20 protein-coding genes and 1 tRNA gene are annotated in these 23,076 nt (G+C 44.4%); 8 read left to right on the top strand and 13 right to left on the bottom strand.

The genetic code is table 11. The features are described from left to right. Positions 1–135 precede the first annotated feature (135 nt). The gene (gene fusA, locus XMM312_RS00180; RefSeq protein WP_173488490.1) at positions 136–2,220 is read left to right on the top strand and encodes an elongation factor G; all 2,085 of its coding nucleotides are present in this window, start codon (positions 136–138) and stop codon (positions 2,218–2,220) included. A 136-nt stretch (positions 2,221–2,356) separates the two neighbouring features. Here fusA and glp read toward each other — a convergent pair whose 3' ends face one another. The 3 genes from glp to moaA all read right to left on the bottom strand — a co-directional run bounded on the left by glp (position 2,357) and on the right by moaA (position 5,186). Next, positions 2,357–3,562, bottom strand: coding sequence for a gephyrin-like molybdotransferase Glp (gene glp, locus XMM312_RS00175; protein ID WP_173488489.1), 1,206 nt, complete (start codon positions 3,560–3,562; stop codon positions 2,357–2,359). Continuing rightward, a complete protein-coding gene (gene moaB / locus XMM312_RS00170) occupies positions 3,562–4,107 on the bottom strand; it encodes a molybdenum cofactor biosynthesis protein B (RefSeq protein WP_173488488.1) in 546 nt (181 codons plus the stop codon). The genes glp and moaB overlap by 1 nt, the downstream gene beginning before the upstream one ends. A gap of 77 nt (positions 4,108–4,184) precedes the next feature. Beyond that, positions 4,185–5,186 (bottom strand): GTP 3',8-cyclase MoaA, encoded by a 1,002-nt coding sequence (moaA, locus tag XMM312_RS00165; protein ID WP_173488487.1) that lies wholly within the window; start codon positions 5,184–5,186, stop codon positions 4,185–4,187. Between the two features lie 137 nt (positions 5,187–5,323). Between moaA and XMM312_RS00160 the strand changes: the two genes are divergently transcribed. After that, positions 5,324–5,863, top strand: a complete 540-nt coding sequence (locus XMM312_RS00160) for a cytochrome b (RefSeq protein WP_173488486.1) — start codon at positions 5,324–5,326, stop codon at positions 5,861–5,863. Here the strand turns inward: XMM312_RS00160 and XMM312_RS00155 are convergent. The 6 genes from XMM312_RS00155 to XMM312_RS00130 form a co-directional block, all read right to left on the bottom strand. Continuing rightward, positions 5,860–7,476: a nucleoside-diphosphate sugar epimerase/dehydratase gene (locus XMM312_RS00155; RefSeq protein ID WP_173488485.1), complete on the bottom strand. Its 1,617-nt coding sequence runs from the start codon at positions 7,474–7,476 to the stop codon at positions 5,860–5,862. The two genes, XMM312_RS00160 and XMM312_RS00155, sit on opposite strands and share 4 nt — an antisense overlap. A gap of 644 nt (positions 7,477–8,120) precedes the next feature. Then, positions 8,121–9,644, bottom strand: a complete 1,524-nt coding sequence (locus XMM312_RS00150) for a hypothetical protein (protein ID WP_173488484.1) — start codon at positions 9,642–9,644, stop codon at positions 8,121–8,123. Positions 9,645–9,731: 87 nt separating this feature from the next. After that, positions 9,732–9,807 (bottom strand) — tRNA-Thr (locus tag XMM312_RS00145). Between the two features lie 81 nt (positions 9,808–9,888). Continuing rightward, positions 9,889–11,076 (bottom strand): Calx-beta domain-containing protein, encoded by a 1,188-nt coding sequence (locus tag XMM312_RS00140; RefSeq protein ID WP_173488483.1) that lies wholly within the window; start codon positions 11,074–11,076, stop codon positions 9,889–9,891. A 25-nt stretch (positions 11,077–11,101) separates the two neighbouring features. After that, on the bottom strand, positions 11,102–11,488 hold the full coding sequence (locus tag XMM312_RS00135) for a DUF6447 family protein (RefSeq protein ID WP_173488456.1): 387 nt from the start codon (positions 11,486–11,488) through the stop codon (positions 11,102–11,104). A 97-nt stretch (positions 11,489–11,585) separates the two neighbouring features. Next, positions 11,586–12,365: a SapC family protein gene (locus XMM312_RS00130; protein WP_173488482.1), complete on the bottom strand. Its 780-nt coding sequence runs from the start codon at positions 12,363–12,365 to the stop codon at positions 11,586–11,588. Between the two features lie 143 nt (positions 12,366–12,508). Between XMM312_RS00130 and XMM312_RS00125 the strand changes: the two genes are divergently transcribed. After that, positions 12,509–13,081, top strand: coding sequence for a hypothetical protein (locus XMM312_RS00125; RefSeq protein WP_173488481.1), 573 nt, complete (start codon positions 12,509–12,511; stop codon positions 13,079–13,081). 219 nt (positions 13,082–13,300) lie between these two features. After that, positions 13,301–13,585 (top strand): hypothetical protein, encoded by a 285-nt coding sequence (locus XMM312_RS00120; protein WP_173488480.1) that lies wholly within the window; start codon positions 13,301–13,303, stop codon positions 13,583–13,585. 75 nt (positions 13,586–13,660) lie between these two features. Here XMM312_RS00120 and XMM312_RS00115 read toward each other — a convergent pair whose 3' ends face one another. Then, on the bottom strand, positions 13,661–14,239 hold the full coding sequence (locus tag XMM312_RS00115) for a hypothetical protein (RefSeq protein WP_173488479.1): 579 nt from the start codon (positions 14,237–14,239) through the stop codon (positions 13,661–13,663). Between the two features lie 33 nt (positions 14,240–14,272). On the opposite strand from XMM312_RS00115, the gene XMM312_RS00110 reads away from it, so the two are divergent. The 4 genes from XMM312_RS00110 (at position 14,273) to XMM312_RS00095 (ending at position 20,238) form a co-directional block, all read left to right on the top strand. Further along, positions 14,273–14,446 (top strand): hypothetical protein, encoded by a 174-nt coding sequence (locus tag XMM312_RS00110; RefSeq protein ID WP_173488478.1) that lies wholly within the window; start codon positions 14,273–14,275, stop codon positions 14,444–14,446. A gap of 164 nt (positions 14,447–14,610) precedes the next feature. Next, on the top strand, positions 14,611–16,488 hold the full coding sequence (locus XMM312_RS00105; RefSeq protein WP_173488477.1) for a VCBS repeat-containing protein: 1,878 nt from the start codon (positions 14,611–14,613) through the stop codon (positions 16,486–16,488). 131 nt (positions 16,489–16,619) lie between these two features. Further along, positions 16,620–18,128, top strand: coding sequence for a hypothetical protein (locus tag XMM312_RS00100; protein ID WP_173488476.1), 1,509 nt, complete (start codon positions 16,620–16,622; stop codon positions 18,126–18,128). 49 nt (positions 18,129–18,177) lie between these two features. Next, a complete protein-coding gene (locus XMM312_RS00095) occupies positions 18,178–20,238 on the top strand; it encodes a VCBS repeat-containing protein (RefSeq protein ID WP_173488475.1) in 2,061 nt (686 codons plus the stop codon). Positions 20,239–20,276: 38 nt separating this feature from the next. On the opposite strand, the gene XMM312_RS00090 is transcribed toward XMM312_RS00095, so the two are convergent. Genes XMM312_RS00090 through XMM312_RS00080 form a run of 3 tightly spaced genes read right to left on the bottom strand, consistent with a single transcriptional unit; the run spans position 20,277 to position 23,076 of the window. Further along, positions 20,277–20,474 (bottom strand): CopG family antitoxin, encoded by a 198-nt coding sequence (locus XMM312_RS00090; protein WP_173488474.1) that lies wholly within the window; start codon positions 20,472–20,474, stop codon positions 20,277–20,279. 34 nt (positions 20,475–20,508) lie between these two features. Beyond that, entirely contained in the window at positions 20,509–21,681 is a 1,173-nt protein-coding gene (locus XMM312_RS00085; RefSeq protein WP_256368464.1) for an IS3 family transposase, read from the bottom strand. Positions 21,682–21,720: 39 nt separating this feature from the next. Then, positions 21,721–23,076 carry a CHASE2 domain-containing protein gene (locus XMM312_RS00080; protein WP_173488472.1) on the bottom strand — a complete coding sequence of 452 codons (1,356 nt, stop codon included), beginning with the start codon at positions 23,074–23,076 and terminating at the stop codon, positions 21,721–21,723.

The raw sequence follows: 23,076 nt of genomic DNA, 5'->3' as shown, positions 1-23,076 counted from the left end.
TAAGCCTGTTCGTTTTTACTTATACATATATATGTCACATCTTTTTGGTTACATTTCGATCAGCTATTCCATCGAGGCTTATACAAGCGTATAATCTCGCGACTTTTTAAAACGTCCATGAATTCGAGTGAGAACATGACTGATCTAAACAAATACCGAAATATAGGCATCTTCGCCCACGTTGATGCGGGTAAAACCACAACTACTGAGCGTATCCTGAAACTAACAGGTAAGATCCACAAAACTGGTGAAGTACACGAAGGTGCTGCTACTACCGACTTCATGGAACAGGAGCAGGAGCGTGGTATTACTATCCAGTCTGCAGCAACGACCTGTTTCTGGAAGGACCACCGTTTCAACATCATCGATACTCCTGGGCACGTTGACTTCACTGTAGAAGTTTACCGTTCTCTTAAAGTACTTGATGGTGGTGTTGGTGTATTCTGTGGTTCAGGCGGTGTAGAACCTCAGTCTGAAACTAACTGGCGCTACGCGAACGAGTCAGAAGTTGCACGTGTTATCTTCGTCAACAAACTTGACCGTATGGGTGCTGACTTCTACCGCGTTGTAGACCAGATCAAAAACGTACTAGGTGCTAACCCACTTGTATGTACTCTTCCTATCGGTACTGAAGATCAGTTCGTGGGTGTAGTAGACGTACTAACTAAGAAAGCCTACGTATGGGATGATTCTGGCCAGCCAGAAAACTACGAAATCCAAGACGTTCCTGCTGACATGGTTGACGACGTGGAGATGTACCACGAGCAACTAATCGAAACAGCGGTTGAACAAGACGACGATCTAATGATGGCTTACATGGAAGGCGAAATGCCATCTATCGAAGACATCAAGCGTTGTATCCGTAAAGGTACTATCGCTCTAGACTTCTTCCCAACATTCTGTGGTTCTGCATTCAAGAACAAGGGTGTTCAGCTAGTACTAGACGCAGTGGTTGACTACCTACCAAGCCCAACTGAAGTTGATCCACAGGATCTAACGGATGAAGAAGGTAACGCAACTGGCGAGAAAGCGATCGTATCACCAGACGAGCCACTACGTGCGCTAGCATTCAAGATCATGGATGACCGTTTCGGTGCTCTAACCTTCGTACGTATCTACTCAGGCGTACTGAACAAAGGTGACACAATCCTTAACTCTGCAACAGGTAAGACTGAGCGTATCGGCCGTATGGTTGAGATGCACGCAGACGAGCGTAACGAACTATCTTCTGCAACGGCGGGAGACATCATCGCGATCGTTGGTATGAAGAACGTACAGACTGGTCACACACTATGTGATCAGAAACACCCATGTACTCTTGAAGCCATGGTCTTCCCAGAGCCAGTAATCTCGATCGCTGTTGCGCCTAAAGATAAAGGCGGTTCTGAGAAAATGGGTATCGCAATCGGTAAGATGGTTGCAGAAGATCCATCATTCCGCGTTGAAACTGACGAAGATTCAGGCGAAACCATCCTTAAAGGTATGGGTGAGCTTCACCTAGACGTTAAAGTCGACATCCTTAAGCGTACATACGGCGTTGAGCTAAACGTAGGTAAACCACAGGTTGCTTACCGTGAGTCGATCACTATCCCAGTTGAAGATAGCTACACGCACAAGAAACAGTCGGGTGGTTCAGGTCAGTTCGGTAAGATCGACTACCGCATGAAGCCAGGTGAGCCAGGTTCTGGTTTCACATTCAGCTCTACAGTGGTTGGTGGTAACGTTCCTAAGGAATTCTGGCCAGCTGTTGAGAAAGGCTTCGCGTCTATGATGCAAGAAGGTACGGTTGCAGGCTTCCCAGTTGTGGACGTTGAAATCGAACTGTTCGACGGTGGCTTCCACGCAGTCGACTCTTCTGCTATCGCATTCGAAATCGCAGCGAAAGGCGGCTTCCGTCAATCTATGCCAAAAGCTGGACCACAGCTTCTTGAGCCTGTGATGAAAGTTGACGTCTTCACTCCTGAAGATCACGTTGGTGATGTTATCGGTGACCTTAACCGTCGTCGCGGCATGATCAAAGACCAGGAAGCTGGCGTAACTGGCGTTCGCATCAAAGCAGACGTACCTCTATCTGAGATGTTCGGCTACATCGGTCACCTACGTACTATGACATCGGGTCGTGGTCAGTTCTCTATGGAGTTCAGCCACTACTCACAGTGTCCAGCTAACGTAGCAGAGACTGTTATCGCCGAAGCGAAAGAGCGTAAAGCGAACAAGTAATTCGCCCAACGCAAAAAACCCCGCCATCGCAAGATGCCGGGGTTTTTTAATGCCTTAATTCAATTAATCGCGGCCTTTTTAAGACCACTCCAACAAGCAATGAGTGTTGGAGCATTATCGTAGATGAAGCGATCGATTAACTCGTCAACAGCGAGCAAAACGGAATAAAGTCGTAACGCTCACCCGCTTTAATCTCAACATCCGCTGGCAAGTGCAGCAAACCATCAGCATTCAACGCTGAAGATAGAACACCTGAACTCTGATTCACCACACGTTGCGCGACGCCAGCATGCAGCTCGACACGCATATACTCATCGCGTGACTGAGCAGCTCGTAAAACAGACGTTTCAACCGGAATTCGTAACGCTGGCTTATACGCAGCCCCCTGAAGATGCATCAAACAGGGGCGCGCCAGCAAAGAGAAGGTCACCAAGGCTGACATTGGGTTACCAGGCAGGCCAAAGATCGGGGTCTGCCCTACCCGACCCGCGGCAAAGGGCTTACCTGGGCGAATACGAATACGCCAAAGGTTAAGGGAACCCAACTCATCGATCGCATTCTTAACGTGATCCTCTTCACCCACGGAGACACCGCCCATGGTCAGAATCGCATCCGCTTGCTCTGATGCTGCTATCAATGCATCACGAGTCGCCTGATGATTATCAGCCACCTGGCCCATATCGACCACTTCAAAACCCGCTTGGCGAAGCAGCTCAACCAACATGGGTCGATTAGAGTTGTAGATCTGTCCGGGTTGCAACGCAACACCTGGCTCTACTAACTCATCACCCGTTGACAGTAGTGCAACTCTCAATGGCTTGAAGACGTTAACATGAGTAATACCGGTTGAGGCACAGATACCTAGAGCCGGTGCTGTAAGTCGCGCACCCGCCTCTACAATCACTTCACCGGCTGTAATATCCAAACCGGCTGCTCGAACATTTTCGGCCGCTTTGGCCGTTTGCAAAATACGCACGCCCTTGTCGCAAAGCTCGGTATTCTCCTGCATCACCACACAATCCGCACCGTCCGGAAGTTCGGCACCGGTAAAGATTCTAGCCGCAGTACTGCTGACTAATGGCGTAGTGACTGCGCCAGCAGGAATGCGTTGTGAAATAGCCAGTTCGGCACCCGCCACCGCATCTTTAGCGGCTAATGCATAGCCATCCATCGCAGAGTTCGCTTTAGGCGGCACATTGATCGAAGCGACGACCGATCCCGCTAAAATTCGGCCTGCTGCATCATTCAGCGTGACCGTTTCTATCTCTGCAATAACAGAGAGCTGATCAAACAGTGCTTGGCGCGCATCATCCAGTGGAATCAACGGCTTCAATGCCGACATTACTCTGCCGCCTCAATAGCAAGACGCTGCTCTTTTACCTGCTCAAGCAACGCCACGAAGTTACATGGACGGTGACGGTTATCAAGCTGTGACTCAATGATGCTCCAGCCAGTACGGCAAGCACCGGTTGAACCTGGCATACAGACGATCAACGTACCGTTAGCCAAACCGGCAAACACACGCGACTGAATCGTCGAGGTACCGATCTCATCCCAAGAGACCTTACGGAACATTTCACCAAAGCCTTCGACCTCTTTATCGAACAGCACCTTAAGCGCTTCCGGCGTTGAATCGCGCATCGCAAATCCGGTACCACCGGTACTCAACACAACCTGCACTTCAGGATCCGCAATCCAGTGTGAAACCTGTGCACGCAACAGATAGACATCATCCGGCAACAGTGCACGATCGATCAGGGTATGCCCCGCTTCAACAGCTGCATTCGCTAGAAAGTCACCCGAGGTGTCATTTGACTCGTTACGAGTGTCCGATACGGTCAATACTGCAACATTCAGACTGACAAACTCTTTACCGTTACTGCTCATTATCTCTCCAAGCTCATACAGAGGTTTAGTTCAAGGGGTATTATTGCGAACTTTACCGGCAGGCGCACTGACGCGCATCAACCACCGGTGGCATTCATAAAACGAAGTATTTGCGGCTCGTTCGCTAGATCAAAATGGTGTTTTTCAGGTTTAAGATCCATCGAGTCGATGATCGCCTGCTCTAGCTTAGCAGCACGTACTTCAGGGTCTGCCTCAGAGCGCAACAGATCACGCAGATCCATAGAGTGCTCGTTACCCAAACAGAGCAACAAGCGCCCTTCGACGGTGACACGCACACGGTTACACTCGGAACAGAAGTTGTGCGAGTGCGGCGAGATAAAGCCGATGCGCGTATTCGAATCCGCCATGCGGTAGTAGGTAGAAGGACCCGCAGTCTGCTCTTGTGTCTTCTCCAGTGGGTAGACTTGCTCAATTAACTGACGCACATCATCGCTAGAACAGTAAGCCTCTTCGCGATCATGCTCAGTAATAGCACCTAAGGGCATCTCTTCAATGAAACTGATGTCCATGTCACGATCACGCGCGAAGTTGACCAAATCGACTACTTCATCGTCGTTACGACCTTTCAAGATCACCGCATTTAACTTAACGCGTTTAAAGCCAGCAGCACAGGCGGCATCGATACCGGCAATGACCTGATCAAACTTATCCTTGCGCGTCAGCTCTTTAAAACGATCAGCCTTGAGCGTATCCAGAGAGACGTTAATGCGCTTTACACCGGCTTCAACCAGATCGCTTGCCATAGTCGGCAGTTGCGAACCATTGGTCGTTAACACCAACTCAATGTCCAACTCACCCAACTTGCGGATCAGCGTCAAAATATCACGCCGCACCAACGGCTCACCGCCAGTTAAACGCAGCTTATTGACACCAAGACGCACAAACGCCGCGCCCACCTCATAGATCTCCTCCAGAGTCAGCACCTGCTCGCGCGGAAGAAAGGTCATCTCCTCGGCCATGCAGTAGACGCAACGGAAGTCACAACGATCCGTCACCGAGATGCGCACATAGTCGATGTGGCGACCAAACTTATCGATCAGTTTCAAGGGTGTATTCATAGGCTCAAGTATAACGACTCATGTCACAGTTTTTTAGCAATTCTTTGCGAAACTTTACGCTCTAGATCAATGCTTTTGATCAGTTAACACTCTATTATTAGATCATTCTAATTTAACAGCCTTAAAAAGGACTTCCCATGGATACCAAAGCAAAATTGAGCCACACCAGCGTCGCACTGCACTGGATAGTCGCCCTACTGATGATCGGCTCAATGATCATTGGCCTGACGCTAGAAGAGATGGAGCGCAGCCCAGAGAAGTTCGACCTACTGAAACTGCACATGACGGCCGGCGCCGTTGTATTTGGCTTTGCCGTTTGGCGCTTAATGGTTCGTGTGAAAAATGGGTTCCCCGAATCACTGAGTGAAGTCCCACCGATGCAGAAAAAGATCTCTATCATCGTCATGAGTTTCCTAATTGCAGCGACACTGTTCATGCCGATTTCAGGTGTATTGATGCAAGTTGGCGAAGGTCACGCCGTAATTATCTTTGGAATGGAAGTGATCGCACGCAGCAACACAGAGATCGAATGGGTAGAAAAGCTGGGCCACATCGGACACGGCCTAGGCAGCAAACTACTAATGCTCGCCTTCTTCCTACACGTCGCCGCCAGCTTCAAGCACATGCTGTTTGCAAAAGACGGCACCATGGCCCGCATTTTTGGCAGAAGGGTTTAGTGGTAACTGGATGACACAGGTGCCGTGACTGAGTTACTAAGCCAATCTGCATCTTCAGTGGATACTTTAAATTCAGTGACGGCTTTTGTAAGGATATCTCTTGCAGCCTGTGTATCATTTTGATCGATTGCCTTTTTAACAAGCTCCAAAAGCCTTTCAATCTCAACTAATGGCAAATACCGCTCTCTGGCACATAATATTTTAGGGTGCGGAGTCGGAATTACGTCATCGCCGATGAGTAACTCTTCATAGAGCTTTTCACCAGGGCGAAGACCTGTGTATACAATCTCTATGTCGCCATCAGTCTCTTGCTCGCTTTTTAACGTTAATCCACTCAAGCGAATCATATTTTTAGCAAGCTGTGCAATCTTAATTGGTTCACCCATATCCAAAACAAATACCTCTCCGCCTTGCGCGAGAGAGCCGGCTTGAATCACCAGACTGGCAGCTTCTGGAATGGTCATAAAGTAACGATTAACTTCAGGGTGGGTAACCGTAATTGGTCCGCCTTTATGAATCTGTTCATTAAAAAGAGGGACAACAGAGCCCGAGGAGCCCAGTACGTTCCCAAAACGAACCATTGAAAAACAAGTCTGATTTGCGGCATTTAACGCCAAAGCTTGCACGCACAACTCAGCAAAACGCTTGGTTGCCCCCATGATATTAGTGGGACGCACAGCCTTGTCAGTTGAAACTAGAATAAACCGTTCAACTCCCACTGATGAAGCCACTTTAGCAATCGACATGGTACCTAAGGTATTATTTGCCAAGCCCTGAAGCACGTTGTGTTCAACAAGCGGCACATGCTTGTATGCAGCAGCATGAAAAACAGTATCCACCTCAAATTTACGAAGCGCAGATTCGACCCTGTTAGCGTCAAGCACTGAAGCCAAGATTGGAATTAACCTAACAGAACTCTGCTGCTGTAAGGCTATTGTGGCTAACTCACGCTCTATTTCATAAAGAGCCCACTCTGAGTGATCGATAAGCACCAGCGTTTTCGCTCCATTGATAAGTGCTTGCCTTGCCAGCTCAGAACCGATTGACCCACCAGCACCCGTCACACAAACAGATTTATTAAATATTGATTTAGTAATCAGCGAGCTATCCGGTTCCACCACCTCACGTCCCAACAAGTCCTCAATCTCAACTTCACGAAACTCATCAAGCGCCCTGCCAGAGAGCAGCTCTGGCATTGTAGGCATAGTTTTCACTTCAACCGGGAAGCTCGACAAACTCTCCAATATAGAGCGACGCTGTACAGAGGAGATATTAATCATAGCCAGCAAAACCGTGCCGACGTTTTTCTTTTCAATCAATTTTTGTAGCGAGGCTGGGGAATAGACTTTCAGACCGCATACATAGTTTTTATGAAGTTTTGGGTCATCATCTACAAAAGCCACTGGGTAAAGTTGGCCTCCCGCTTGAAGTGACAGAGCAAGCTGGGCACCCGCGCTACCGGCACCATAAATTACAGTGACATTCTCTTTAGCAACGTGCGATGAAAGCCAGTGGTAATAGCTACGCAATATTAAACGACTACCACCTAAATAGAGCCAGGCAGTAAGACCAAAAATAATAGGTGTATTTAAGAAGCCTGCGAATAAGTCCATAGCATCTCAGCGAGATCTGAAATGTGTAGATACAAGGCGCTTTTTGCCGCTAATGGCCGTAGTCCTTAGCAAGAAGAGCAACACAGTAGATGCACATTACAGGTCACGCCCTGCGGGGCTTACAGTCAAATCCATCTTCAGCGTTGTGCTTTCTCGACTTAGCCCGCTAGGCCTTCGAAAACACGCCTTGATAATGAATTTGACTGTAAGCCTGAGATGCCATGGACTTGTTCGCAGGCTTCTTAAGAAAACACCTTCAATGTTTAGAAGCAAAACCGTGAATGAAAACACGATCGTCAATAACATCACCCCAAATGCCACACTCTGAAGCAACTTAATATTCATATAGCGAACAACGGCTCTATACATCCCCAACTTAGTGAAAATGATAGCGCCAGCTAATGGAATTAAGAGGAAAAGCGCAAATGACTTACTTAGTACATCGCTAGGAAATAGATCCCCTAAAGATAGAGCAATTGAAGTATAAACGGATAATAAAAGAGCGACTGAGTCGAGAAAAAGTAGAAAAAACTTCTTCACAAGCCGAGGAGAACTTAAAATTTTAATATGAAGATTATTGTTATTTAGTAACATAAAGCTCTATATGTTCTATTTTTACTAACCAATTTCAAAGCTAGAAAACTCTATTTTAAGTTATCTAGGAGGGAATGATAGACCCTCTCTAGCTCTAAAGCCTTGAGTGAAGATGACATGATGGGAGAGGCCTGCATCTTTGACCTTAATGATTGGTTTAAACTAAACAATCGATCTCCATTAAAAGCAAGGCTTACTGCAATCTTTACATAATCATCAACGCTTGATGCTACAAGTTTAGTTTCATCAATTGCACACAAAAATGCATAAGTTTGCCGGCTAACGATACTTTCACGAGGAAGAGTAACAACTGGCCTCCCCAAATACAAAGCCTCCAAGCTTGTTAGCCCCCCTGAAAAAGGGAAAGGATCCAATGCAATATCTATGTCCCCATACTCACTGAGTAAACCCTTATGATAACTTGGTTGACGGCACTCAACCCTATCCTCTGCCACACCCCTACTAGCAAACTCTTTAATGATTTTTTTCTTGAATGCCTGATCATTAAATGTACGCCACTTTAGAACTAGCTTTGATTTTGGAACTTGAAGCAAAATTTTAGCCCAAGCATCAAAAACTGAGCTATTTAGTTTATTGGTATTGTTAAAACAGCCAAAAGTAATGTACTGATTTTTTAAGCATGGAGGCTGTGGGACTTTCAAAGGCATCCACGGCACAGGGGTATAAGTAATACGACCAGACTCTAGACATATAATCGGCTCCATAAGGTCCAGATCAGACGAGACATGCCATTTGTCTAAGATAATTGCATCGAAATATTTCAGACCAGTTGTGGAAAAATAGCCTAACCAACTAACTAAAATGGGTGCAGGGCGATAAGCAAAAACCGAAATCCTAGTTCCAGCAGTATGACCGGAAAGATCAACTAAAACATCAATCCCATCACTAATAATTACATCAGCCAATTGCGAGTCATTCAAAGCTCTAATGTCTTTGAAGTTTGTAGATTCAGCCAGCTCTTTTCCAACCCAGTCATCAACGCGAGTCGCACTGTAGCAATAGACTTCGACAGCTTCCGAGTGAGATAGGATGACATCTTTTACTAACAAACCAACAGTGTGCTGGCAAAAATCAGCTGACAAGTACCCAACTCTTAATTTACGACTTTCGATACTGGGCACAAAAGGTCTAGGCCTTTCGCCTACTTTATTAATCAACCAACTACCCCACTCTTCTGCAGCACGTTTTATTTCATACTGAGTAATGTGAGGGTGCCATTGCTGGGCCAGTAAGAAGTTACTCCAGATAATAGTGTTATTTGGCAAATCACACCTAAGGGCGTGGTAAGCTTGATAGCAGCTTCGATGGTCACCAAAATCCTGATAAACAGAAGCAAGCATAGCACGCGCATTAAACTCACCCGGTTTGAGCTTAAGCACACGCTTATAAACAGTCATTGCCTCAGAAATAAAGCCAAAAGATTTGTAAGCAGCCCCAAGAACCATCAGCTCTTTAGTACTTTCGAACTTTTCAATACTAGAAAGCAGATCGATTAAGTGAGAATAATCTTTTTGATTAGCTGCAGCGATAGCTTTTGCTAATGTTATAGCCATATATAGGCCTGTTAATTTTTAAATGAATCAAGAGTGCCAGAATAATTGGCTGGTAAGTGGATTGGATTAAGATAAGCTTTGGAAAGATGGTGCCGGCACCAAGAGTCGAACTCGGGACCTACTGATTACAAGTCAGTTGCTCTACCAACTGAGCTATACCGGCACGTGCTCAAGATTTAGCACATCTCACTTGAGCGCGGCAAAGATAACATCAACACAACAGAATGGCTACCCTAAAATCCATTTAACCAAACAAATCATCATTCAAAATAGTTCTGTAAGCGGTTAGGGTAACAGCCCCATATACCAAATCAGCTCCAACCGGATTGAAAATATCAAGATAAAAGGTTTCATCCGGCTCTGCCAGGCTATCTCCGATAATTTCAACAGGTATCAATGCAAAGTCCTCATTACTGTATAGATGCAAGGTCCCCGAAACAGCAATGTAATCACTTCCTGCTGTTGCTGATCCATCTCGAGTGGCGTAGTCGACACTTAAGATATCTGGTGCTTCTGATCTAATACCAGAGTAGCTGACCATGAAGTATGTCAGTGTCGTTGCCGAATCTCCCTCTAACACTTCTTTAGCTATATCCTCGGGCCGGGCTGGAGTGTCTAGATAATGATTTCTCAACTCCTGGTCTATCCATTCTTGAACTGAACTTATCCGTTGCCAAGCTGCGATTTCGCCAAAGCTAGAATTATTTGCTTCACCATCTATATCTGGATCAGCAGCATATCTTGAAACTGTACTTACATAAGAGGCAACGCCCGCAACATAACCATCAATAAACGCAGGGCCGCCACTGTCTCCTTTGGCAACCAGTCCTTCATCGACACCCAATCCAAGATCATGCAGACCTAGCAGCAATCCGAACGCATCATTGCTGGAATTACCGCTATCAAAATCTGCCAAAAGCTGTATTCCTTCTACTGGATTCCAGTTAAGGGAAAGGCGACTGTCTAATTCTTCACCTGTAATCTCAAATTGATTATCGGCACGTAAGCGCTGATAGCTAGAGGAGCTGTAGATAGCACCCGTATCTCCAACACCGTAAGACCCAAAACCGACCTGAGTGAAGCTTTGGCCAATCTCATCTGTATCGCGATAAAGCTGGTAACGCTCAGCATCGACAGGAGCAGAACTCTCTAACCATAAAAGTGCCAGATCATAGTTACCTTGAAGCGTATCTGCCGATGGATGTGTAACAACTTCACTCACTCTTCGAGTCGACATCCCCTCTGGAGTAAGAAAAGTAATACGCCTATCGACACCTTGCTCGACGACATGTGCAGCGGTGAGAATGGCACGGCCATCATACAGAAGCGCACCTGAACCATAAAAACCACCTGACGACACATGCACTACGCCTCCATACATCAACTCATTTGTTTGATATTGAGAGGCGCTGTAGTGATCAGTCGTGACCATACTTTAAAACCTGATAGATATCAGTTTAATTAAGCTCACCCTGTAATGCTGAAACATACGCATTACGTGCAGTTTGAATCATGGCAACAAGTGCGTTGTTCTCAGCAAGCTTATTATCCACCAGCTGCAACGATGCCAACTCGGCTTGAGCCTGTTCGCTAAACTTCTCAAGCTCATAACTGACACCATCAATAGAGATAACACCCTTCTTCTTATTTGGGTGTGCTTTAGATGGCAAAAGATTTTTCAAAGCCAGGGCATAAGCATTTCGAGCAGTCATCAGAATTGCTCTCATTTGCTGAAGCTCTTGAACCTTTGCCTCAGATACTTGCAAATTAGTAACCTGCGCCTTTGCAGCTTCAGATAACGAAGCGATTGCATACTCTTTTCCATCTAGCGTTAATTTTGACAAAACGTATTCCTTAATAAGTAAAAAAATTTTAAAAACCGGGAACAAGGGGATTAACCACCCACTTATCCCTTAATGAATCAGTGAATAGTTGAACTAATTAAAACTTAATAGTTCCACTATCATTTAAAAATTCCAAATCGAGTTCACCATCATCAGACTGCGGAATCGCACTCATTTGTGCTTGTGCATCAGAGTGTAGTTTTGCAAAAGCCTGCATAGCACCCAAATTTTGCATAGAGAGCAACTGACAATAAGCGATCGCTAAACCACCAGCATCTCTCACCTCGGCAAGGGACTCAGCAGTGAGTGTATTGAGTGCCGCCTCGTCGATTCGATAAATGCCCTCTACCTGCTGTTCACCCTCGTCTGTTTTAACGGTAAGTGGCCAAGGTTGTATCAAATCGTTTTCAGCCAATATATTACATACTATTTTTGTCTGTTCGCTGTTTTGCTGCACCGCCTGAAGAAAGCCAAGTACTCCTTTGACAGCCTCACTAGGCCCATCCTCCTCAAACAGCGGCTCACCCTCTTCTCCTAGAAGCCCCGAATCCATATCGGCACAAAGCAGACTCTCGCCAGACTCAGTACGACCCAGCACAAACGGATATGCACGGTAGCACGCTGGGGTATAAGGAAGCATCCATCGACCATTAGGAGCAACAAAAAGATTTAAGCCCGCAATAAGGCTTTGCAGTGCAGCTGGAATATACCCTCCATCCGATTTGATAAAGCAAACAGGCATTACTTTACTAGCCTTAGGCAGCTCCTGTGCAGTCAAAGGCGCCACAGCATCTTTGGCAGCATGTTCATAAGACTCGTAGCGAGTCCATTTTACGTTGCCGTGTTCAGTTCTAGTTATTGCACGAATATCACTCATTAGTACTCCTCACATTTCACAATATCTTATCAGAATGTGAGCAATGAAATTAGCTTTCACACAAAAGTAGGATGTCTTTTTAACTGATTCAATCTTAAGATCAGAAACTTAACAGTTTGATATCAAAAACAAAAAGGCAATCAATGAATACTAGTGAAAAAATTGCACAACTTGGCGTAAGTATGGACGACGCGAAAAATTGGATCTTGGGCAACGTATCCAACCCCAGTCTAATTTATTCGACCGCTATTAAATACGAGCTCAACAGCGACATGATAGCGGAAATAATCGCTCCTGCAGTTGAAAACGCGTCATCCTCTCTTGTTGAGGGTTTTTTCGCAGCAAACTCACTGGAATCAAATCTTCTTAAGTCTGAGAACATAACTGAAGCTGCAGATTTGGAAAACTTTTCTGACTGGAGTGAATACTACGGTTCATTTGCAATGGGTTATGACGATGGCTATCACGACAGCTTCCTAGAAGGCTATATAGATAGACTGGTGAGCGATTACGACGCAGCAATGCTTGAGATGGGTGTAGATCAAAAGTTCCAATATGAGACCAATCTCTGGAATCCTGATGGCGCCTCTACACAAACCTACCTGAGCGGTTACAACTCAGGGGCTTCAGCTGGTTACACTGCCGGGTTTAACCGTCAAGACTATACCGAGTTCTACGCTGGAGAGAATCTAGGAAGCCTGCGAATAAGTCCATAGCATCTCAGCGAGATCTGAAATGTGTAGATACAAGGCGCTTTTTGCCGCTAATGGCCGTAGTCCTTAGCAAGAAGAGCAACACAGTAGATGCACATTACAGGTCACGCCCTGCGGGGCTTACAGTCAAATCCATCTTCAGCGTTGTGCTTTCTCGACTTAGCCCGCTAGGCCTTCGAAAACACGCCTTGATAATGAATTTGACTGTAAGCCTGAGATGCCATGGACTTGTTCGCAGGCTTCCTAGATTACAAACCGTCCGAGCACCTAAGCCTAAACACTGCTGGCCAAGGATCAGGTTACCTCGATGGATACCTGGATGGTATGGCAAAGTATCTATTCGGAAACGATGTTAATTACATGTACTCTGCGGATGGCCCTTCTGAGTGGAATGCCGGTTACGATCAGCAATACAACGCAGGTGTAACTGCGGGCTCAGTCATGGCCGAGTACACAGCAAGTCACGCCTCTTTCGCCCAACTATCAGAATACGCAAACCTTTTCTAAATCGGCTTAAATGGTAAATGAGTGGGACCATTGTTCCCACTCAAAACCGTCATATATCTCCTAAGGGATTATGAGCTAGGTAAAAGCAAATATCCCATTTCCATCATTGAAGGCAATAAACTCGGGCAAGAAGTTCCAGTCATCATCAAAGAATATATCCAAGTCGCCGTCTCTATCGACATCTGCCAAACGGGTCCAACTCAACCACTGATCTAGCTCGGAGGCGAGTATATTGTTTGGAAAAGAAAATGACGTGATGTCATCGATTGCCCGAGATTCCTGATTCAAAACTTGCAGATAAAACCCATCGTAGAAATCGTTTATTGGCGGACTACCAACTCTTGTTAGCACTACCTCATTCGCCCCATCTAAGTCGATATCGGCAACATCTATATCGATCACAATTTGATACCCCGCAGCCTCTGGGATAACCGTCTTCAGGTCATTGCTGAAGCCAGGGGATTCACTGCCCCAATATATTAGCGTTTCCGCACCTTGGAACTCGTGCCCGCCAACAACTAAATACAAGTATCCATCTAAATCAACATCAACCAGTTCTGAGATATATAGATTTTTTCCTTTGATCTCGGTGGGCACCATCGTTAAGTCGTAAGAGAATCCACCATCACCATCATTCAGTAAAATGCTAGTCATGAAAATGTTGTTAACCACCTTTACACGAACGTAGTGGGTGTTGCTCCAACTGAAGCTGAAGCTAAGCCGTTTGTAGATATGCTTGTTGGTGGTTCATACAACAAGGGATCGTTAGGCGTGCTTGCAGCAGAGACGCCCCTTAATACCTCTAATATTGATTTTGTGGGTCTTACCGAAACCGGACTTGAATACACACCGTTTGGGTGAGTATCACGTTCTAAAAGACTGAGTCGCTAAAAGGAAGCTTGAGCTGAACTATTTTCGCTCTCCTAAATCTTAAGTATCTATACAGATACTTAAGTGATATAACTAACCAGCCTTTAAAGTTAATTAGAAATCTATTATTCACTCTAGCTTAATTGGAGTTTGTTATGCCAAGTCTTTCTGGAATAAGTTCAACTGTTACCTTTAATTATTATAACGACGGAAGTAACAGATACGTTGCTCATCAAGATCCCTTTGTAATTGATTTAGATGGGGACGGTGCTGAGGAAATTATTTTTGGAGGATTTGAAACGCAACCTAATACACCTAGTGAATTTTCAAAATTAAACTTACATATTCTAGGCTGGGCAAATGGAGAGCTAGTAGATAAAACCGATCTCTGGCTTCCTGATGATGTCTCGTCCCCTATCCAAGGCATAGGTCAAATTGTAGCCGGTGATTTCAATGGTGATGGAACAACTGACATTTTTCTAAGTGCTTACGCAGATATGGAGCACTTCCTTTCGCCTGTGGTTCTATATAACGTCAATAACAATTATTTTAGGCAAGAAAGCTTACAGATAGTTGAGGCATGGCAACATGGTGCAGCTTCTGCTGATATAAATAATGATGGCTTTTGGGATATTGTTACAACCGGATACGGTGATTCTTCTAGAATTTATTTAGGTAGTGATTCAGGGCTTAATTTAGTTCTAGAAAGTGACGTAATTCCGGGATCAGCAATTGTACTAGGCGATTTTCTAGGTACGGGTGAGATGTTAGCGATCGTAGCTGATGGAGGCGATACAAGTAATGCTGACACGGTACTAAGAAACTTCCACATAGAAAACGAAGGAACCTTCATTTGGTCTGAAGTTATTTCAGTTCTTCCTTTACCAAGACTAGAAAATAGTCTCACTGGTGACGAGCTTAGTCATGATGTAAGGGCTCTAGCTTTTGACTTCTCATTAGACGGGTTAAGTGACGTCATAATATTCAGTAGAGCAGCATGGGATGGCACTAAGTGGCCAGACTTATCTGAAGTCCAATTTTTAATGAATATGGGATCTGGAATTTTTGAAGATGTAACAGACGATTATTTATCTGGGTATAACATCGTTTCAGAATCTCCTTATCATCCATTAACACCTAAGGATTTCAACCTAGACGGACTTCTAGATTTATTTGTTGATGGGGCAACTTTTAATACATCAACCCATCAATCTGCATCTTTACTTCTACAAAATAAGGATCAAGTTTTCGTTGATACAATCCGTAATGAACTTTCCACAAGTATTAGTGCATCTGGTGGAGTATCAACACTTGCTATGAGTGATAATGGACTATTAAACCAAGTCATATTAAATCAATCAAACGGAAAAGGTATTGTAAGTTCTAGATTAGTAACCTTTCCTGAAAGAGAACTATCGGAAAAATTAACTGATACCCATCTAGACGATAGAATTTGGGGTTTAGGGGGAAATGATGTAATTCATTTAACTACTGGGATAGATATAGTAGACGGTGGGTCAGGAATTGATACGGTTGTTTACAACAATAGTAGGAGCGCCATTTTAAAGGATTCAGATTTTTTCTCCGTTGAGGGCGATTCTTTAAGAAACATTGAGCGCATCCAATTCTCCGATGCCAACATAGCTTTAGATTTAGATGCTAGTGCGGGACAAACAGCTAAGATACTAGGAGCTGTATTCGGTGCAGATGCAGTAACTAACAAAGAGTATGCGGGTATAGGCTTACATTACTTAGATATTGGTTGGTCTTATGAACAACTTATGGCCTTGGCTATAGATGCAGCATTAGGTGCAAATGCTAGTCATGAAAATGTTGTTAACCACCTTTACACGAACGTAGTGGGTGTTGCTCCAACCGAAGCTGAAGCTAAGCCTTTCGTTGATATGCTTGTTGGTGGTTCATACAACAAGGGATCGTTAGGCGTGCTTGCAGCAGAGACGCCCCTTAATGCCTCTAATATTAATTTTGTGGGTCTTACCGAAACTGGACTTGAATACACACCGTTTGGGTGAGTACCACTTCTAAAAGACTGAGAAGCAAAATAATAAATATATCTTACGAGAGAGATCTAAACCACTAATGTAGACGTATTTAGTTTTTGGAGTTAAATTCATCTTAGATAAAAATTAAAGTGGGGTTGATAATGGCTATTTCTGTAACACGTGAAGATATTCTTAGCTCAGAGAGTGCGAACGACCTTGTTAATTTGATTGATGACTTTGAGTTAGGTGAAGTAGCAGGACTTCTTGAACAGTCACATATTGATCAAATCTTAGGAAAGTTTAGTAAAGAGACTGTATTCACCGACTTCTTAGAAACTCATGGTGTCACAGTACCAACTAAAACAGAAGATACAAGCGATTCAGTGCCCCTGCCGGAAACAGGGCGCTTTGAATCAACAGAGCAAGCAATAGAATTCGCCCAAGCCAACGGCCAGGGTGAATTGACTGTCGCAGAAGATGGCACCATTACTAACCGCTTTGGCGAAATTATGGTGTACGACTCGGATGGCAATCTTGCTCCAGCACCCAACCCTGCAACGACGGGGCCTATTTTTGATCCAACGCAATTGATGAATGCAGGTGATGTTGATTCACTCCTTGGATATCTGGGCGATTTTGACATCAACACGGTTGCGACTTCCCTTACTCAAACCCAAATTGACGATATTCTCGGCCGCTTCAGCCATGAGGATAAATTTACTGGATTCCTATCTGAACGAGGAATCAACGTCCCTCCTCCGGCGTTCGCCCCTGTAGATCAAAACCCAGACGGAACATACCAGAGCCGATTTGATACTGAAGCTGATGCCATCACCTATGCACAAGCAAACGGTCAGGGTGAATTGACCGTCGCAGAAGATGGCACCATTACTAACCGCTTTGGCGAAATTATGGTGTACGACTCAGATGGCAACCTTGCTCCAGCACCAAACCCAGCAGCGATTGGCCCTGTATTTGACCCAACGCAATTGGTGAATGCAGGTGATGTAGATTCACTCCTTGGATATCTAGGAGATTTTGACATCAATACGGTTGCAGCTTCACTTACTCAAACTCAAATTGATGATATTCTCGGCCGCTTCAGCCATGAGGATAAATTTACTGGATTCCTATCTGAACGAGGAATCAACGTCCCTCCTCCGGCGTTCGCCCCTGTAGATCAAAACCCAGACGGAACATACCAGAGCCGATTTGATACTGAAGCTGATGCCATCACCTATGCACAAGCAAACGGTCAGGGTGAATTGACCGTCGCAGAAGATGGCACCATTACTAACCGCTTTGGCGAAATTATGGTGTACGACTCAGATGGCAACCTTGCTCCAGCACCAAATCCAGCTGCAGGCGATACTTCCAACCCTGAAACTCCAGCGCCAGCAGCACCACAGACCCCGTCTGCAACACAGAATGCGGATGGAAGTTACCAAAGCCGTCATGAGTCACAAGATGATGCTATTGCTTATGCTCAATCCAATGGTCAAGGTAATTTGACGGTAAATAGTGATGGAAGTATTACCAATGAAAACGGAGAAACAATGGTCGTTGATTCGGATGGTAATCTTGCACCTGCACCTGCACCTGCAGAAACTGTCACACCAATAGTAGGCGTATTGGACCCTATGCTTGTTCAAGCGTTTGATATTCTCTAGTGAGTTAACAGATTAATTAAGAACTTCCACCACCTAACGTAGGAACAGTATGGCTACTGAAGTAATAGCTTCGCACGATCGTGTATTTGGCTACCTCGTCAGCTCACCTAGGTGGGAGGGCACCCATATAGGTGGAGGCTACGGAATACAAGCTGTTGCTGACTTTAACGGGGATGGGCGAGAAGATCTACTTGTCTCAATGGGGCTAAGCGATCCTACCCAACTGAATTTCGATTCCAGTCTTTATTATCAAGACACGCTTCAAGTGCTTTACTCAAACGGTTTTGGATTTGAACGCGCACCCATTTCGGTGGAACACCCACGCCCAGAAATGGTTGGTGGGGTGGAAATAGTGGATGTAGATTTAGACGGGGATCTTGACGCAGTCATTAGCTATGAAGGATTTACCCACGACCCTATAGATTTATATCTAATCGAAGATGCAATTCTTGAAAACCTTGGGTCTGAAGGATTCGTACTTCGCTTACCGAGTTCAAATGGAGTCACCAGAACAGATACAGGTAAAGGGAGCGCAGGAGATATTAACGGAGATGGGTATCCTGACTTCATTAGTTCAATGGGGCATCAACCAAACCAGTCAATTGTTCAAATCAATGACGGAACAGGACAGTTTATCGAATCAAAGCTGACTTCACTCCTATCATCGCAGGCGATTAATCTTCTGGGCGGTGAGGGTGGAACACTATCCGCCATGACTGTTCTAGGTGACTTCCTTGGCTCTTCGCTACCTGATTTAGTATTCGCAAGAGATTACGTGGTTGAAGATAAACACTCCGCAATAGTGGTAGAAAATATTAATGGCCGATTCGATGGTCAGTTAATTGAAATTCCACTACCTGCGATGAATAACTATAAGAGCAGTGCCATTCAAAGTCTGCACTCTCAAGACGGGCTGAGATTAACCCAGGGAGATTCTATAGACCTCGACGGAGACGGGAGAAATGAGCTCTTGCTCTGGCCAACAGCAGGCAGTTCGACTATTCAACCATATGTTTTTTCATGGACAACAGGCGCGCCAGTAGATGTGACAGAAAGCTATTTTGACCTCTCTATTTGGCCAGGCTTGTTACAAGATAAGTTCGAAGTCCTTCAAGCCAATCAAAGTGACATCAACAATGATGGCAGACTTGATTTGGTCTTAAAGGTTTACGGAGAAGGGGTAATGCGTCACTACCTAGCATACCCAGAACTTTTTCCTGACATAATGCTGCAAAACGAAGCAGGGAGTTATGAACCGGCTCAACTTTCTGATTACTCTTCTACACTTGCAGACTTATGCGAGGGTCTTTTTCCTGTAGACATCAATGGTGATGGCATCGATGAGTTGGTCGGCACAATGCGTCTTCGATCATCAAATATTCTAGATGCTCGTGACGGTAAAGAAGAGATCATCGGATTTGAAATCTTCTACACCAACGGCCAGCAACCGACTGGAATTAATGCTTTACAGAATATAATTGACCAACAAAACGCACAAAACATCGACTACTTAGACACAGATGGAAATTTAATTGCTAATCAAGATATGCCATTAATCAATACATTGATGTTCAATAAGTACGAAACTGATACAAAAAACTTCTGGATAACAGGTGATTTAGTATTAACTGCGTCGCATCAAACAGAAGTACTAAAAATGCAACGTTTAGATCCTCTAGATCTTGTAACAGGGCAACAGGTGAGATTCGAAAATGAGTTCACGATTGGATCTGACAACCTCTTTCTAACAAAGTTGATTGGTTTAGCATTTGAAAAAGCAGATATTTCAAAATACTTTTCTACGGGCAAACATTTACTCGGAAATGGGTACACGCAAGAAGCACTGCAAGCACTAGTCCTAGAGAGCGGATTGATTGAAATTAAAATTGGATCATCCAACGATGAGTGGGTAAAACACATCTACCGAAACTGTTTCGGTGCGGAAATTACGCAAGATCTTCAAGACAAGTACTCCGCCGGGCTTGAGGCAGGAGAATACTCACGCTCCCAGCTCTTTAACTTAGCTTTGGAGCTACCAATTCTAGAGCAAACCATAGAATTGGAAGAACTTGAATTAACAGGACTAGGCTATACCACTGAGATCTTCTGAATGCGCATTCACACTTACTGTGTTGTAGCGAACATTAACTAACCTTCCAAGTTAGATTGACCCGAGCTTTTATCAGAATTATATGGTTCATTAGTTTCAGGGGATTGTTGTAAGTTCTGCATTACAACTTGCTTTGCATCTCTCCAATCAAAATACTCAGTTGAGTCATGGCTCTCCCAGAATGCTCTCTCATCTGCTTCAGTTTTAAACTGTGGTATCTTTTTATACTTAATCATGTTCGTACCTTTTGGATATATTAAGCAAATACATCTACACCAGATAATTACAATTATTTATTGTCGACAAAAAGCAATCCTTAGCATAAAAACTCTGATGAAAAGCTAGTACCTCACTTTGAATAGGTATATTTCGGGAAAAATTAGAACGCATAAAATAATCACGTAATACCTCATAGGCGACATCAAGATCAGGCATCTCAATCCCATAAAGGCAATCTTGTTTAATTAGGGAAAACATAGCTTCGCATACCGCATTATCACCGGGCGTACCCACACGTGAGTAACTCGGTGTAATACCAAATTTACTCAAATATAGAAGATAGTCCCCACTTGTAAATTCACTACCCTGATCCGAATGCAAAATTAACTTCACAGGGTGCTTACGATTTATAAGGGCTCTTTTAAGTGTACCTAAGACAAGACAGGTGCCCTTTTTTTCGGAAAGATTCCAGCCAACAATTTGGCGTTCATATAGATCAACGACAATACAAAGATAAGCAACTTTATTGCTCGAAAGTTTTATCTCAGATATATCTGTCACCCATTTCATATTCGGCTCCAAGGCTCTAAAGTCGTTATTTTTAAAACCTAGCGAAACATCCCTACTCGCAAAAAATAATTTACGTTTTTGGTCTTTCCTATACCTGTTAGCTACTATCCCTGCTAACTTCATTAATTTTCGAGTTTTGTACAAAGAAAAGTTAATAAAATAGGATTCAAGATGTCTTTTAATCCGTTTAGCGCCGTACGCTGAATAGTTACTAACATGTATGTTATGTACTAATTCTTTTAAAAATATTTCCCAGCTATTATTTGGAACAGATGGTTTATCCCGCCAGTACTTATATCCAGAATAACTTACTGAGAGTGCACGGCATAGAAACGCCAGCGAATAATGTGAACTCAAAGCCTGTATAGCTTTGAAGCGCTCGACCTTTGAGACCTCAAGCAGATCAGGATTGTCGTTGCGAAATTTTGTAACAGCTAGCTCATTACGCTCTGCTCTTGATAATCGCAAAGATTGATTAGAAGATCCAAATTCCGTAAGTGCCAACCGCCCTAATCGACGAAACTTACTACGCCAAGCACTAAGCAAATTTGCATTTAAATCATATTTCTCTGCAACTGCTCTTACAGACTGTCTTGCGCGAAATGACTCTTCGACTACTGCCAACTTAAAATTTGATTCGTACCGTCGCCTCATACAACCACCCAAAAGGTGGCAAAGAGTGCCCGAGGCTTTTCAAAACTTCAAGAAGAAATCCATTACGAAACCACAACAGTTTTTTCGATACACACCCGCCGAAAGATTCACCATCAATCGGCCACGATCTCGAAGAGTAATTAAATATTCTATTAGCGTAAAAAACAGATTTGTGACAATTACAAATAGAACAGCCCCAGCTATTTGCAGCTGGGCACCAAGCGTTTTAAGAAGAGTAACTTTAACTACAAACAAAAACAGAGGGGTGATCAGAACTAAGCTTGGATAGACCCAAACTGCCACACCACCAGTTTGCGATTTAAATAACCAAGAAGGCAACATCAACGCTATGACTAAAGCAAGTAGCATTAACGCCTCGAAGCTTGGAATGTAAACATAACGCTCCTGCATTAATGCATCGACCAGTCTCGCCTGAAGCTCAACTCCTGCAGCAGCACCGCTGAAAGGCGTGGGCAACACATCACCCAAACCAAAGGCAGTCCCACCCACAAGTGCTATCCGGCCTTTTAATAGTTCAGGTGGAATTTTTTTAGATAGGACATCTACTGCTGAGTAAGTCTGAACATTTCCAGGTTTTGCATGGTAAGGAACCTGAAGCTCTCCCATATCGCCCACTGGCACTTTAGCGCTGTCATTTGACAATCCCAACCAATACGCCGGCCCCCAAAATGAGGTGTTTTTCTCGATTGCGACAGTAGTGTTATTCGACTCAGCCATTTTAAAAGTTAAAGAAAGGGAGGGATAAACCAAACCATCAAGGCAGAGCAAACTAGGTACCTGACGAACAACCCCATCAGGGCCTATCAGTGGCGTAATATGCCCCTTGTTAACATCTTGCAAAGATTGATTATTAGCTAAAAACCCTGAAGCTGGATAGGTACCCGCACCACACGTCACATTTGAAAGCGCATGAGTCATTGCACCTTTACGCGCACCGCCCTCTCCATTGGCGAATCCAATTTGACCTATAATTGCGTCATTCCTAAGAAGCACAGATTTTAGACGCGCATCACCTTTCTTAGACTCAGGAAAGACAATGTCAAACATCTGCTTCTTAACTTCATAGTGAGCAAGCGCTTGCGATAGATCAGCCAGCGTATCTCTCGACCACGGCCAAGCACCAACTTTATCAAGACTTTTCTCGTCTATAGCGATAACAACAGGCTCCAGCTTAGTATCTGGACTAGCCAAAAAACGCCAAGAAACATCATCAATCGAACGGTTTAAACTCGAAAGCAAACCAGGCGAGAACAACATCAGGCTAAATAAAATGGCAAGCACGATGAGTGCTGACATTGCCCTTAGCTTAAGTCGCCCAATACCGGACATATGCTCGACTATAGAGATAGTTGATTTGGCCTTGGCAGTATTCAT

The sequence above is a fragment of the Marinobacterium sp. xm-m-312 genome (genome assembly GCF_013283295.1).
GTDB lineage: Bacteria > Pseudomonadota > Gammaproteobacteria > Pseudomonadales > Balneatricaceae > Marinobacterium_E.
Note: the sequence above shows the minus strand (reverse complement) of the source record. Positions and strands in the feature narration are given on the sequence as shown.